The sequence below is a fragment of the Pseudomonas sp. NPDC098747 genome (assembly GCF_044760045.1).
Taxonomy (GTDB): domain Bacteria; phylum Pseudomonadota; class Gammaproteobacteria; order Pseudomonadales; family Pseudomonadaceae; genus Aquipseudomonas.
Map to the genome: position 1 here is coordinate 1 of NZ_JBIWAL010000093.1, position 13,088 is coordinate 13,088.

Consider the following 13,088-nt stretch of genomic DNA (forward strand, 5'->3'; position numbering starts at 1 on the left):
GCGGAAAAGGAACGGCGTTGTTTGGTCATCTGACACCTCGATCTGGCGAGCATTCTCGCCTAAATGGGTGTCCGGTTTCATTAGACCACTACAATCTGGACCAAGATTCGATTGGTGTCGGCAAAGGTTCTCGCCCTAGGAAAATGGCTAGCCGTTCACTTTCCTTATCAGGGTAATGCATCGAAGGTAACGCCTCCGACACTGCAAAGTTTTAGTTCTTCCTCGACAAAGAGAGACGGCCTGTCCTGGCGTACGCTCTTCCTACCGCGGGTACTCCCGCTTGCTAGGTAGAGATCGTCAGATGAACCGCGACGAGTCGTCACGTCAGTTCCCCAAGTGCATGCCAAATGGTTGGGTACCTCCAGTACCGGCATGGTCGGCATTGGCACCGCATGATGGTCAGCTCATCGTGGCCTACTACGGTGTTCAGTCGGCCCATGGCGCCGACGCAAGGGAGGTGGGCGAGTTTCGCGACTGGCTTTTGGACGCTCTCCGGCATGCGGGTGACGCAGTACATAGTGAGTATGCCGCGTACACCGATGCGCAGGGTTATCACACCTGGTTGTGCATCAGTTACTGGTTGGACGAAGCGCGTCATGCACATTGGGAAGCCAGTTTGGTCCATCAGGATTACTGGCTGTCCGATGTGCGTCTGAGTAGTTCGGTTGGCGTGTTTCGGGAGATCTTGACCATCCCGGCCGATCGGTTCGAGGCGTTGCAGTCCGACACTCAAGAGAGAGTGGGTGCCGCCCATGTCTGTCCAGTGCTCCACGGTCCGATTCGCGAGCACAACTACTGGGGGGTAACACGAGATCGTATCGCGGCCAGTGGGTATGACCAGATGGCTTCAGACTCTGCCGGGCTGACTTTTGATGCTCTGGAGGGTGGCACCTTAGGTCGTCGAGTCAGGGTTCAGATCCCCAGCAATCTTGCGGTTATTCGTTCGGGGCAGGCGTACGGTGACCTCCAGGGGCAGGAAAAGGACATCTATTTTGGCGAGATTGAGCCTGCGTTGCGCGCGGGCATGGACTTCCTGAGCGATCACCCGTTGGAAACAGGGTGTTTTTCTTGCCGTCTGCTGCGCGAGACAGATGCCTCCGGTTTACCGTTGTCACGCAGTTTTGGTTTGGCCCATTTTACGTCTCTGAGTCACCTGGAGGACTGGGCCCGAAACCATCCTACTCATCTGCGAATTTTTAACAGCTTTGTTGCGATGGCCACCAAGCTGGGCGGGGATCTGAAGTTGCGCCTATGGCACGAGGTCGCTGTGCTTCCAGCGCATGGCCAGATCTTCGAATATATCAATTGCCACCCTGACACCGGGCTATTGGCCCAAGCCAAACCCAATCTGTTCTCTAGCTCTCAAGACTCAGGAGTCCAGGCATGAGCCTCGTTCATCCCAAATACAAGGCGGCCGTCGTTCAGGCTGCGCCAGTGTTCCTCGACCTCGACGGGACGGTGGATAAAACCATCGCCTACATCGAGGAGGCCGCAGCGCAGGGCGCCAGCCTGATTGCGTTCCCGGAAAACTGGATTCCCGGATACCCTTGGTGGATTTGGCTCGGTACACCGGCCTGGGCCATCAGCCGGGGGTTTGTTCAGAAGTACTTCGACAACGCGTTGCATTACGACAGCCCTCAGGCGCGGCGACTGGAAGAGGCGGCTCGGGTCAATCGCATCTGCGTGGTGCTCGGTCACGCTGAGCGTGACGGAGGCACTCTGTACTTAGGGCAGTGGATTATCGACGCCAACGGTCAGACGGTCGCCCGGCGTCGAAAACTGCGTCCAACCCACGGCGAGCGCACGGTATTCGGTGAAGGTGACGGCAGCGATCTTGCCGTTCACGATACCTCTCTTGGCCGAGTCGGTTCGCTGTGTTGTTGGGAGAATGTGCTGTCGTTGAACAAGTTCGCAATGTATTCCCAGCAGGAGCAAGTGCACATCGCCGCTTGGCCTGGTTTTTCGACCTATGAACCGTTTGCTCCTGCGTTGGGTTGGGAAGTGAACAATGCAGTAAGCCGCGTTTATGCCGTCGAAGGTGGTTGCTTTGTGTTGGCGCCTTGTTCGTTGATTTCTCCTGAAATGTTCGAGTTGCTTTGCGACAGCCCTGACAAGCAGCTTCTGGTTGTAATCGTCAAGGTGCAGTAGGAATTCGTGACAACCATGGCCTCATCACAGCCGTAGAACGCTTTAGCAGAGATCGCCTGCTAAAGCGCAGCGTTGCCCACAGAACCTGTGGAGTTTTTGGCCTGTATGACCATGTTCTTGCCTACCCATCCGAGGCCGTTGGTCATTGATAAACCCCTAACTCAACCCGCTCCAGGTAGTCTTCGACAGCCTGAAACCCAAGAGAGTTATCGATAAGATCAAGAGGGACGTTGCCTGCAAGGTGCTTACAAGGTCGATCGAGCCATTCTTCGGCAAGCCGCTGTGTGCCAAAAACAGTCGTCGCGTGTTCTAGAACCTTCGCGTATTGAAAGGCCACCGCGCTCTGCTGGACGTTAAGGCGAGCTGTCTTCGAGTCATCACCCTGCCGTTGGCTCGTTCGGATGGGCTTGCCGACGATCCGCCCGATGACCCTCGATGACGAGTAAAGCTCAGAGACCGAGAGCATGGCCTGAACATCTTTGAGGGCGAAACCCTCCCTGGCCAGCAAGAAAATACTGAGCTGGCTCAGCTGTTCGATTTTGACTTGGGTCAAGTATTCCGTAGGCTTACGGGCTGGCGGTGTCGATTTAGCTGTTTGGGTAGGAGGAGAAACCATCTGGCTGACTTCGTTTGCGACATTTGAAGCTAGCCTAGCCCGATTTGATGCGTCGCGCATGGTGGCCTGCACCGAATTGATCAGGTCGTCCGGCAGTTCGCCCAACGTAATTGAAATGCTGATGGGCACATTGACGTTGAGGTTGTAAAGGTCGGTATCCCCAAAAGGAGCACTACGCCTGGCGCCAAGACAAAGCTCGATGGCATCCAGGATGGTAAATTTTCCGCTGTCACCCGGCCGAATCAGGCAATTGAAGCCCGGGGGAGGGTGACTAGTAATTTCGCAAGCGGCAAGCACGCGAATTCCGGAAATCTGAAAACTACTCTGCATGATCTTGCTCACCGTTCGCAGTTCGCAGTTCGAACCACATTGGCCATCACCTCTAAAGCCCAGCAACTGCAGCACCGACCCGAGTAAAGAAAATATAATGAATCAGTCTGACAGGTCGCAGCAGTAAAAAATTGCTAGAGCGACAGGGACTGAAGTATTAATTGGATATGACCGCAGATTTTCGCAGCGACCGTGAAAACCCCGAAGTAATGTATGGATAGCGCTTGAGAGGGAGGTTATCTTGCGATTAGTTCACGTTTTATCTGCAAAATTGCTTCGGCGGTCTATTAGCGGTCAGGTGAGCAGGTACATGATTGAGGTTATTCTGTAAGTGAGACTTTCAGGGGTGCTCGATAAGATCTGAGTACGAGTAACTAATTGGCCAACAGCTAGCGGTTGATCTAAAAAATAAAAAATCGATCCTCTTGTTGTTGTATCCCCATTCGGCTGAATACTTACAGTGAGCACCATCTTCATCGATCAGCAGTCCAGGATATATTTCATTTTCTTGGCCATTCCATTCGATAAGGTGGCAATGCATTTTTTCCGAGACAAGCTTTGCATTTGACAGGATGGCATGGATGCAAATGGCTTGGGACTCATCATCAGTCCACACCAAATCGATCTGAACGGCTGTCTTGGTCATGTTGAATCTCGTCATTGGTGGCTGCGCCAATATTAGACCGTTAGCGCGGGGGCGCCAAGTCTGTAGGCTGCCAGGTCCGACGTGGCAGATAATCTCTGTACAAAATGGATTAAAAATCAAAAATGGTATGCGGACTCACGATTTCAGATAATTAGTAGTCGTTTTTTTGGTATTTAGTTCGGTGCGCTGTACCGGTCATTGCTAGGAGGTTCCGCCCAGACACATGATTTAACAAGTGGGCGATGTCAGATGTTCATAAGTCCACAAAAGGGCTGTCAGAGCTAGCTAAGCGGTCGATGAGTAGAAAGATGTGTTCATCGATGTGTGTTCATGATTGTTGGGCCGACACTGTGAGCGAGCTGTTCCCGAGTGTTCGCTGATGCATTCTGATCTCCCGTTGTTTGGCGTTGGGAGGGCAGTAAGTGAACGCAAGAGAGGGGATTAGACGGGTAAATCGGCAAGAGTTTATGCGAGGAAACATCGCAAAAAACGTCGCAGTCGAATCCCCCCTTTAAGCTGCTCAAGAAGATATCTGACATAACACATGATTGGTGGTGTGTTTCCTGAAGGTCTTGAAGGGTAGCCACCTATATGGGCAGCTGACCGGTCACGGATTCAGCATCTAGTGCGACCAATGTCGCGAAGTGGCAATCCTGTCACTTCACAGGCGACTTCTTCTGACGGATCTTGTTGTCGCGCTCAATATCCAGTTGGTACAAAATTCGGTCAGCCAGGCGAAATGGCAGCTTTTCGGAAACGACCTCATGCATGGCGTCCAAGTAGTCGAAATAGATCGCTGACGATTTTTCAACGTAGGCGCTGAGCCTTGTCTTTACGACGGGCTTATCTGGGTAGCTTTTGTGAGTAGGGCGGAGCATCCGAAAGGCTCGCTCGTCAATGATCTGGAACACATCTGGGTTCACGAATCGAAGGATAGTGGAAGCCATGGGCAGGCGGATCCCTGAGGATACGAGTAGCTTGCCGAGCACATCCTTGGCTTCTCTGTGCTGCTTCGCTTTAAGGTGGCCTACAGCCTTGAGCTCTTTCAGCAGTGAAGTATCGAGTTGCGGATAGCGATCCAGTTTCCATAACACGATTTCCAGCAGTGTCTGCTCGGTCAACTGCGTCGCGTCAAGGCCATCGAGCTTTTTGGTGAGCTCAGGCTGGTAATCATACTGATCCAAGAGCACGCTGGGATCGTCACCCCAAACGTCCTGGTGTTGCTTGATGAAGTCTTCCATACCATGCCCCCATACGTGCTGTTGAGCTCAAAAGCCTAATGCCCATCATAGTGATGGCCTCCTGCCTTTTCGATAGCCTGGATTTCATGGGGCGGGTATTTGATCGCGAGGTCTGGGAAAGGGCACATGTCATCTACGCTGCGAGCCTGAGGCGTCAAGTCAGCGAGGTGTTCAATGCATACGTGCACAAAACCCGGAAGAATGAGCCAGTCAGGATCATGCCTGCACGTATCGGTCAGGCGTCCCATCAGATACTCCTCGAGGCCCCCGAGCAGAGACGTGAGGTTCTACTATCAGGGTTGGCTGTCGAACTGCGTTCCAGGTTACGGAGCCATTTAGTCTGAAGCCTACAGCGGCAGCTGGTTGCGCAAGAGCACGGTATGGAAACGCTCGAAGAAAATCTCCTTGCCCACGATATTGGCGTGTGATCGTTTAGCAGCTTCGGGCCAAACTTTCGTAGACAGACAGAATGGCCGCTATCGGCCAAAAGCAATCCTTCACGAGAGGCAAATTTCGACCTATTAGCTGTCGCAGAGCTGCGGCAGAGAACGGCAATATACGGGCACTCGCAGACGTTTTGGTGCGGATTCCACGCCATCCGGACACTCAGCCCACCAACATCCGGACACCCGTTCCACGCTCATTTGTACAGGCAGTCGGAGCGCAGCGACGCAGGTTCGCATTGTTAGTCTGAAGTACCCGTTGGCGTCAATTTCGTCGATCGTCGGCGCATCGATTCGCCCTTCAGTTCGATCCTGTAGGTGTTGTGCACCAACCGGTCGAGGATCGCATCGCCACGCGTTGGGGTAATGTGTCGAATTGAACCATCGAAGCTTCCCCCCCCTGCACTTGAGGATCTTTAATGACAAACCAATCCGCTATTGTCGAGGTGGTTCAAGAAACCGATCCTATGCTGCTCAGATCTTTGAATGACCTTCTCCCACAGCTTTCCAAAAACGCTCAAGCGATGACAATGGAAGATTTGAAGCAGATTGTGGATTCAGAGTGCTCCCATTTATTGGTAGTGAGAGCAGCAGGTGGAGGAAGCATTTTGGGGGCGCTAACCCTAATTCATTTTCGCATTCCGACAGGCATTCGTGCATGGATCGAAGACGTCGTAGTAGATACCAGTTCTCGAGGTCAAGGGGTCGGCAAAGCACTCATACAAGCAGCAATAGAAAAAAGCCATGACCTCGGCGCGAGAACTCTGGATTTAACCTCCAATCCAGATCGTGAATCTGCCCATCGTTTATACGAGGGGGCAGGATTCTCGGTCCGCACAACAAAGGTCTATCGACATATCAAATGACTAATGGATAGTCCTTCTACGCACGGGTATCACTCATGCGAGCAGAAGCGTCCTGTGAATGGCTGCGTTGGGTCGTTATCGGCCCACTCGATCGCGGCAGGTGAACCAACGGCCCTCCACTTGCGGCGCCAAGCCGTCGAAGCCCTCAAAGTGATGCAAGCTTAGCGACTGAAATTGAATTTGAAATGAAGCCCGCATTTTGCTTGCGAGGGACGGCTACAGTCTGAACAGGTGATCGGCCCGCTTGACCCGTACACCAGCCGTCGCGCTAGCTGCAATCGGGATCCGCAGCCCTCTCGAGGTCAGGTCTACAAAAATCCGTAATCCGGCGAATCATAGAAACCAAGGGTAACTGGAGGAACCAACATTGCTCGTACGCGAATGGAGGGTAGGCAAAGCCGCGAAGGTTGGAGTGCTAGTACTAGGCTAGCCACCCTTGCGGGTGCCCGACGCGACCCCGCCCATAACGCATGAACCGAGGATGGCATGGTCGTATAGGCCCAAATATGATTCACTCAAGGGCCTCGTGAGTAACGGTTTTAGATTAGCCCGTATTACCGTTCTGTCGACAGCCGCATTTGATTCAAAAAATTTCATGGTCTGATGGCAAGGTGTCTTGTTTAGAATTTATTAAGAGTTAATCAAAAGATGTAAAAAACTGGATCTTTTTATTTCCGTTACGCGTTCACGTAGGCCAGTTTCTTGTTAACCGATTTTTAATGGTTGATCCTCGACATTCAACTCTATTTCGGAGCCATGCTCGGCACTGGGCCAACTTTGCTGCAAACACCTGACGGAAAGCCAGATCCCCCCGCCATCATGCACCAGTACCTTCATAAGGAAGCGCGGCGGTTTACAAACCGAGAAGCATGTCCATGGGCTCGGTGGTGAGCGAGATGAAGTCGATGCGAATCATTGCAGAAGGTCTCACAGGAAAGCAGATTACCCCACTGCATTGTCTGTCTGCCGACAAAACCTCTTACTGCTCGCGCTTGGGTAATCGCCGTATCCAACCCCAACTAAGGCCTAATACTGCAGCAGCACCGGACGCGCATAACACGCTCAACTTTGAGGCGTCTAACAGCGCCGCATCGTCAAATGCCAACGATGCAATGAAGATTGACATGGTGAAGCCAATTCCCGCGAGTAGGCCAACTAGGACTATCCCAGACCAGCTTACTCCGGTGGGAAGCTCGCACCATTTCAATTTGACGAGTAGATAGGAGGCGAAGATCACGCCTATTGGCTTGCCTAAAACCAACGCCAACATCACCGCGATAAATACGTGCTGGGACAGTGCGTTTGCAAGGTCGGCACCTGCGAAGCTCACACCAGCGTTAGCTAACGCGAAAAGCGGCATGATGCCGAATGCAACCCATGGGTGAAGTGTCGCTTGAATACGCTGCACCGGGGAAAGTATCTCCCTCTGAGCTTGTAGTATTTCCTTCAGAGGCTTGGTAACTGACTGATCTAGACGGTCATTTGAAAATCTGTCTAGTAATTCTTGAAAGTTTCTCTGAATGATATCTAACGGTCGTTCTGTCATTGGCATTGAGCGCACTGGACTCAATAGCCCGAGAATCACGCCAGCCAATGTCGGATGCACACCCGTTTTAAGCAATCCGTACCAGATAATCGCGCCTGGTAATACATAGGGAGCCATCTTGCCAATCCCCATCCGCTGGAACATCAGAATCATCAGCATGCCGCCCGAGGCAATTGCTATGCCCATGTAGTCCAGGCTGGAGGTATAGAATGCCGCAATTATCAGAATAGCCACGATGTCATCAATGATCGCTAACGATAGCAGCAATACCCTTACGCCTCCGGATATTGACTTACCTAGCAAGGCAAGTACACCTACAGCGAATGCGATATCCGTTGCAGTTGGTATCGCCCAACCGTCACTGGCTTCTGTACCATGGTTGATAGCGATGTATATCAACGCCGGAACCAGCACACCACCCAGTGCTGCCCCCATTGGGAGCAAAGCCATTTTGAGACTCGCCAAGGCCCCATCATGGATTTCATGACGTATCTCCGCACCGACGACTAAAAAAAATATCGTCATCAACCCATCATTCACAAAAAAATGAAGGGACTGGGATACGCTGGCATCACCAAAACCAATGGTGATTTTGGTATGCCAAAGGTGTTCGTAGCTATCAGCAAAAGAACTGTTTGCCCAAACTAAGGCCGCAATAGCAGCAATTAGAAGAGCAATCCCGCTGACTGCTTCAATGCGCGAAAAACGTTCAAGAGTAGCAAGTGCTTTTTCTGTGAGCACTTGAGGGCGGGGGATGGACGGGGAAGAGAGATTATTTTCGGGCACTAAAATTCTCCGATGGCGGCCCGACCAACGCGTAAGATTAACCTGCCCTGCGCTATATAAAGCAGTGCACCCGAAGTGATGGTATGAATGAATGGGGCTCGGCGCAATTCATTTGCGCTAATACCTAGGTGAGTCTTCACAGCTAGGCTACTCCATCTCCCATGTCACCCTGCGAATCTCAGGTCGCACGGGCTCTGTTCGCGTGCGCATTTTGATGGGCGCGGGCAGTTTCCAGCTTCGTGAACACGTCCTCGCAGCCCACCGCCACTCCCTGTGGGTCGACGTAGGTATAGCCGCTTTGAATGTGGAACCAGGTAATTATTTTTTTACGTCTTCTACATGTAGAGCGTGTGCCCACTTGCATGGCGCCGCGGGCCGAGAGTGCGGACTGGCTCCTGCAGAAAACCCCCGGCGGCTATCAGAAAAGCCTTTAGGGCAAGTTTGCTAAGAAGCTGAACATTTTGGCCCGAAAAGATCGCCATCATCGCGAATATACCGATGATGAACACGATGGTCAGCAGCGTCAGCCAAGGAAATAGCCACATGCGCACTTCAAGACGCTTGCCCATGGCCACCAGCTTGCGACGCATACGCAGCTGAGTGACGGCGATCACCAGGTACATCAGTAGCGCGAGCACACCGCTGGTGGCTAGCAGAAACTGGAACACTTGCAGCCTCACTACTGGCTGGTTTCCCATAATGACTGTCTGCTTTTGGCCGAAAGCGGTCTGTCAGGTACGGCAGCTTGCGGCCAAAAGCAGACGTTTACAGTAATGAAAATAGATCCGTCTCCTTTCTCCCCGTTCTCCCCGGAAAAACCCGGGCGCAGAGGAAGTCGACGAATACCCGCACCTTGGGAGAAGGGTGTTTACTGGAAGGCCAGAGTAAATGAAACTCGCCATTGCGCTCTGTGTGCTCTGGCAAAACGGTCCACAGCTGCCCCTCGGTGAGCGCCTGCCTCACGGAGAACTCCGGCAGATAGGCGATGCCCAGTCCCCGCAAGGCAAAGCATAAACGGGTTTCGATGGTGTTGCAGATCATCGAAATGGGCAAGGCTAACTCGGGCTCCTCAGCGTTACGACGCAGGGCCCAGGTTTCCAGCTTGCCGCTATTGGGGAAACGGTAGTGCAGGCAGCTGTGCTGCAGCAGATCGGTTGGTACTTTTGGCGTACCACGCGCTGCCAGGTAGTCCGGCGAGGCGACCAGCAACGAACGGAATGAACCGAGCTTACGCGCCGATAAACGCGAATCCGTAGGCGCGCCGGTTCTGACCACGACGTCGAAACCTTCCTCGATCACATCGACCAGGCGGTCGCTGAAGTCTAGGTCCAATTCAATGGCCGGGTACTCACGCATAAAGTCGCCGAGCACCGGATGTACCAGCGAACTGACCAAGGGCAGGCTGACCCTCAAGCGTCCACGTGGAGCGACGCTGGCTTGCGAAAGTTCCAGTTGAGCCGCCTCGATTTCTGCCAGGATCCGACGGCTGCGCTCCAGAAACAGCATGCCTTCGGCAGTCGGCGTGACGCTGCGCGTGCTGCGGTGAAACAGGCGAACACCGAGCTTCTCTTCCAGCCGCGCCACACTCTTGCCGATGGCCGACGCCGACACCCCCAGCATTCGGCCGGCCGCAACGAAACTGCGATTTTCAGCGACCTGCACAAACACCACAAAGCCATTCAAGCTGTCCATGCTGCCCTCCATTGCGGATGTTCTGCTCCGCATAAAGTGGAACTCTACCCCAGTTTTTCTTTAATCCTAGACTTTCTATCGTGGCGGGGCTCTCCACTCTCAGAAGGAACTGCGCATGACCCTCCCCGAAATCGCTTTATCCACGGGCACGCTTTCACGTCAATTGTCCGCGCGCATTGAAGCAACGGTCCAGCAAGCGCTGGAGCAGCAGCGACTGGTTGGCGCGGTAGTATTGGTGGCCCGCGATGGCGAGTTGGTCCATCGCCAGGCGGCCGGCTGGGCCGACCGCGAGAAGCGGTTGCCGATGAGCGTAGAGGCGGTGTTTCGCTTGGCATCGGTCAGCAAACCTATTGTCTCGACGGCGGCCCTGGTGTTGGTAGCGCAAGGCCGTCTCGGTCTGGATGACAGCGTTGAGCGGTGGTTGCCCGAGTTTCGACCACGGTTGGCTGATGGATGTGCTGCCCGCATCACGGTGCGGCATTTGCTTAGTCACACAGCGGGGCTTGGCTATCGCTTTTTCGAAACCGATGCGCATGGCCCCTATGCACAGGCCGATGTCTCGGACGGTATGGATGCGTCCACCGTCAGCCTCACCGAGAACCTGAGCCGCATCGCCAGCGTGCCGCTGCTGTACGAGCCCGGCACGGCCTGGGGCTATTCGGTGGCAACCGATGTACTAGGGGCGGTGATTCAGCGAGTGCAGGGCAAGCAACTGGCTGATGCGGTGCGCCAGCTCGTGACTGATCCGCTGCGAATGACCGATACCGGCTTTGCCGCGTTTGATCCATCGCGTGTGGCTACCGCCTACGTCAGCGCGACTCCCGAGCCCCATGCGCTGGCCGAAGGCGAAATCGTTTCGCCGTTCGAGGGGACGATCGGCATCCCGTTCAGCCCCGCCCGCATCTTCAACCCGCATGCGTTTGCGTCGGGTGGTGCCGGCATGGCCGGAACAGCCGAGGACTTCCTGCGCCTCCTTGAAACGTTGCGTCGCGGCGGCGGTGAGCTGCTACCCACGGCACTCGTCGAGGAGATGGCACGCGATCAAACCGGCGGCCGGGAATTGCCCGCGGCACCGGGGTTCGGCTTTGGTTTGGGGTTCTCGGTACTGCGCGATCCGGCCTTGGCGGTCACCCCGGAGTCGCCAGGCACCTGGCGTTGGGGGGGCGCCTATGGCCATTCGTGGTGTGTGGATCGACAGCAGAAGCTGAGTGTCGTCGCCTTCACCAACACATTGTACGAGGGCATGTCGGGACGGTTCGTAACCGACCTGCGGGACGCGGTATACGGCGTCGCGGAGCTAGGCCAATGAACTCGCAAGTGCAGGATCGCATGCCTTATGCACCCTTGTTAGCGCTGGCAATGGCCGCCTTCATCACCATCCTTACCGAGGCACTGCCGGCTGGTCTGCTGCCGCAGATGGCACAGGGGCTGGCCGTCTCCGAGGCGTGGGTCGGGCAAACCGTCACCGCTTATGCCATTGGATCGCTAATGGCAGCCATGCCGTTAACGGCGGCCACACAAGGACTTCGTCGCCGTCCCTTGCTACTCGCTGCCATCGCCGGCTTTGCCATTGCCAACACGGTCACGACGTTTTCGACCAGCTTCACGTTGACGATCGCGGCGCGCTTTGTGGCCGGCGTTGCGGCGGGGCTGTTGTGGGCGTTATTGGCCGGCTATGCCGCGCGCCTGGTGCCCGAGCACCGCAAAGGCCGCGCCATCGCGATTGCGATGGTGGGCACACCACTGGCGCTCTCGCTGGGCATCCCGGCCGGAACCTTTCTGGGCAATGTCCTGGGATGGCGCATGTGCTTCGGCATCATGAGCCTGCTGGCCGTGCTGCTGATGGCATGGGTGCGCTTCAACGTGCCGGACTTCGCCGGAAAGGCTGAAGAAAAACGTCTGTCGTTGCGCCATGTATTCACACTGCCGGGCATTCGCCCCGTGCTCTTCGTGGTACTGGCGTTCGTCCTTGCGCACAACATTCTCTACACCTACATCGCCCCGTTTCTGCAAGTGGCCGGCCTGGGGGCGCAGACGGATGTAGTACTGCTGGTCTTCGGAATCACATCGCTGCTGGGCATCTGGATTGTTGGGGTGTTAATCGACCAGTACCTGCGCGCGCTGACCCTGGCGAGTACCGCATTGTTTGGAATTTCAGCGATGGTGCTGGGTATGGCAGCCACCGAACCCGTTGCCGTTTTCGTAGCGATTGGCGCGTGGGGATTAGCCTTTGGCGGCGCCGCAACGTTGTTTCAAACGGCATTGGCCCAAACTGCTGGCGATGCGTCAGATGTCGCACAATCCATGCTCGTGACTGCTTGGAACACCGCAATTGCTGGCGGGGGCATTGTGGGAGGTCTGCTACTCGACCGACTCGGCGTAGAAGCATTCCCTCCTGCACTACTGGTGCTGTTGGTGGCCACGCTGATGGTGACGTGGTCGGCCAAGCTGCGCGGGTTTCCCGTGGTGCAGGAGCTGAAATCCGATGCAATTTGAATGTGCTGATGTGGTAGCAGGCAGCGGCGAACCTCGTTAACAGAGCATCCCAAAGCTTTTTGGACGGAAGTGGACCGGCATGACAGCTATCGACAACCTTTGGCGGATGGTTCGAACAGGTCTGCATAGCCCCTTGAGTAGTGTCTGTACGAGATCTGCAATCCATACCCAGTGTCCGCTTCTGGCCCAGAGTGTGTAAAAACGCGCTGATGCACTGTCGGCGCGCAGCGCCGACGGTTGTTAGCTGAGTAATTGCTCGCAACAAGTCCTGCGGATCA

10 protein-coding genes and 3 pseudogenes are annotated in these 13,088 nt (G+C 54.8%); 5 read left to right on the forward strand and 8 right to left on the reverse strand.

What is annotated here, in order from left to right; genetic code table 11:
* Nucleotides 1-301 precede the first annotated feature (301 nt).
* Nucleotides 302-1,387, forward strand: a complete 1,086-nt coding sequence (locus tag ACIQVE_RS28245) for a phenylacetaldoxime dehydratase family protein (protein WP_402815012.1) — start codon at nucleotides 302-304, stop codon at nucleotides 1,385-1,387.
* Nucleotides 1,384-2,127: pseudogene (locus ACIQVE_RS28250) on the forward strand (carbon-nitrogen hydrolase family protein); the annotation flags it as partial. The gene ACIQVE_RS28245 and the pseudogene ACIQVE_RS28250, both read left to right, overlap by 4 nt.
* Nucleotides 2,128-2,138: 11 nt before the next feature.
* Here the strand turns inward: ACIQVE_RS28250 and ACIQVE_RS28255 are convergent.
* The 5 genes and pseudogenes from ACIQVE_RS28255 to ACIQVE_RS28275 all read right to left on the reverse strand — a co-directional run.
* Nucleotides 2,139-2,270 (reverse strand): annotated as a pseudogene (locus ACIQVE_RS28255) (restriction endonuclease); the annotation flags it as partial.
* Between the two features lie 20 nt (nucleotides 2,271-2,290).
* Nucleotides 2,291-2,764, reverse strand: coding sequence for an antitoxin Xre/MbcA/ParS toxin-binding domain-containing protein (locus tag ACIQVE_RS28260; protein WP_169374179.1), 474 nt, complete (start codon nucleotides 2,762-2,764; stop codon nucleotides 2,291-2,293).
* 670 nt (nucleotides 2,765-3,434) lie between these two features.
* A complete protein-coding gene (locus ACIQVE_RS28265) occupies nucleotides 3,435-3,740 on the reverse strand; it encodes a hypothetical protein (protein WP_402815015.1) in 306 nt (101 codons plus the stop codon).
* A gap of 656 nt (nucleotides 3,741-4,396) precedes the next feature.
* Nucleotides 4,397-4,981 carry a hypothetical protein gene (locus ACIQVE_RS28270; protein ID WP_259696069.1) on the reverse strand — a complete coding sequence of 195 codons (585 nt, stop codon included), beginning with the start codon at nucleotides 4,979-4,981 and terminating at the stop codon, nucleotides 4,397-4,399.
* Nucleotides 4,982-5,666: 685 nt separating this feature from the next.
* Nucleotides 5,667-5,786, reverse strand: a pseudogene (locus ACIQVE_RS28275) (ATP-binding protein); the annotation flags it as partial.
* A 57-nt stretch (nucleotides 5,787-5,843) separates the two neighbouring features.
* Here ACIQVE_RS28275 and ACIQVE_RS28280 point away from each other — a divergent pair.
* The gene (locus tag ACIQVE_RS28280; RefSeq protein ID WP_402815019.1) at nucleotides 5,844-6,290 is read left to right on the forward strand and encodes a GNAT family N-acetyltransferase; all 447 of its coding nucleotides are present in this window, start codon (nucleotides 5,844-5,846) and stop codon (nucleotides 6,288-6,290) included.
* A gap of 979 nt (nucleotides 6,291-7,269) precedes the next feature.
* On the opposite strand, the gene nhaA is transcribed toward ACIQVE_RS28280, so the two are convergent.
* The 3 genes from nhaA to ACIQVE_RS28295 form a co-directional block, all read right to left on the reverse strand.
* Nucleotides 7,270-8,622 carry a Na+/H+ antiporter NhaA gene (gene nhaA, locus ACIQVE_RS28285; RefSeq protein ID WP_402815022.1) on the reverse strand — a complete coding sequence of 451 codons (1,353 nt, stop codon included), beginning with the start codon at nucleotides 8,620-8,622 and terminating at the stop codon, nucleotides 7,270-7,272.
* A 335-nt stretch (nucleotides 8,623-8,957) separates the two neighbouring features.
* Complete coding sequence (locus tag ACIQVE_RS28290; RefSeq protein ID WP_402815025.1) at nucleotides 8,958-9,290, reverse strand: hypothetical protein; 333 nt, start codon at nucleotides 9,288-9,290, stop codon at nucleotides 8,958-8,960.
* Nucleotides 9,291-9,387: 97 nt separating this feature from the next.
* The gene (locus ACIQVE_RS28295) at nucleotides 9,388-10,314 is read right to left on the reverse strand and encodes a LysR family transcriptional regulator (protein ID WP_402815028.1); all 927 of its coding nucleotides are present in this window, start codon (nucleotides 10,312-10,314) and stop codon (nucleotides 9,388-9,390) included.
* 115 nt (nucleotides 10,315-10,429) lie between these two features.
* Here ACIQVE_RS28295 and ACIQVE_RS28300 point away from each other — a divergent pair, with 115 nt between their 5' ends.
* Together ACIQVE_RS28300 and ACIQVE_RS28305 are read left to right on the forward strand one after the other, a co-directional pair.
* Complete coding sequence (locus tag ACIQVE_RS28300; protein ID WP_339502452.1) at nucleotides 10,430-11,623, forward strand: serine hydrolase domain-containing protein; 1,194 nt, start codon at nucleotides 10,430-10,432, stop codon at nucleotides 11,621-11,623.
* Nucleotides 11,620-12,810, forward strand: a complete 1,191-nt coding sequence (locus ACIQVE_RS28305) for an MFS transporter (protein ID WP_402815032.1) — start codon at nucleotides 11,620-11,622, stop codon at nucleotides 12,808-12,810. Before ACIQVE_RS28300 ends, ACIQVE_RS28305 begins: the two co-directional genes overlap by 4 nt.
* The last annotated feature ends 278 nt before the right edge of the window (nucleotides 12,811-13,088 follow it).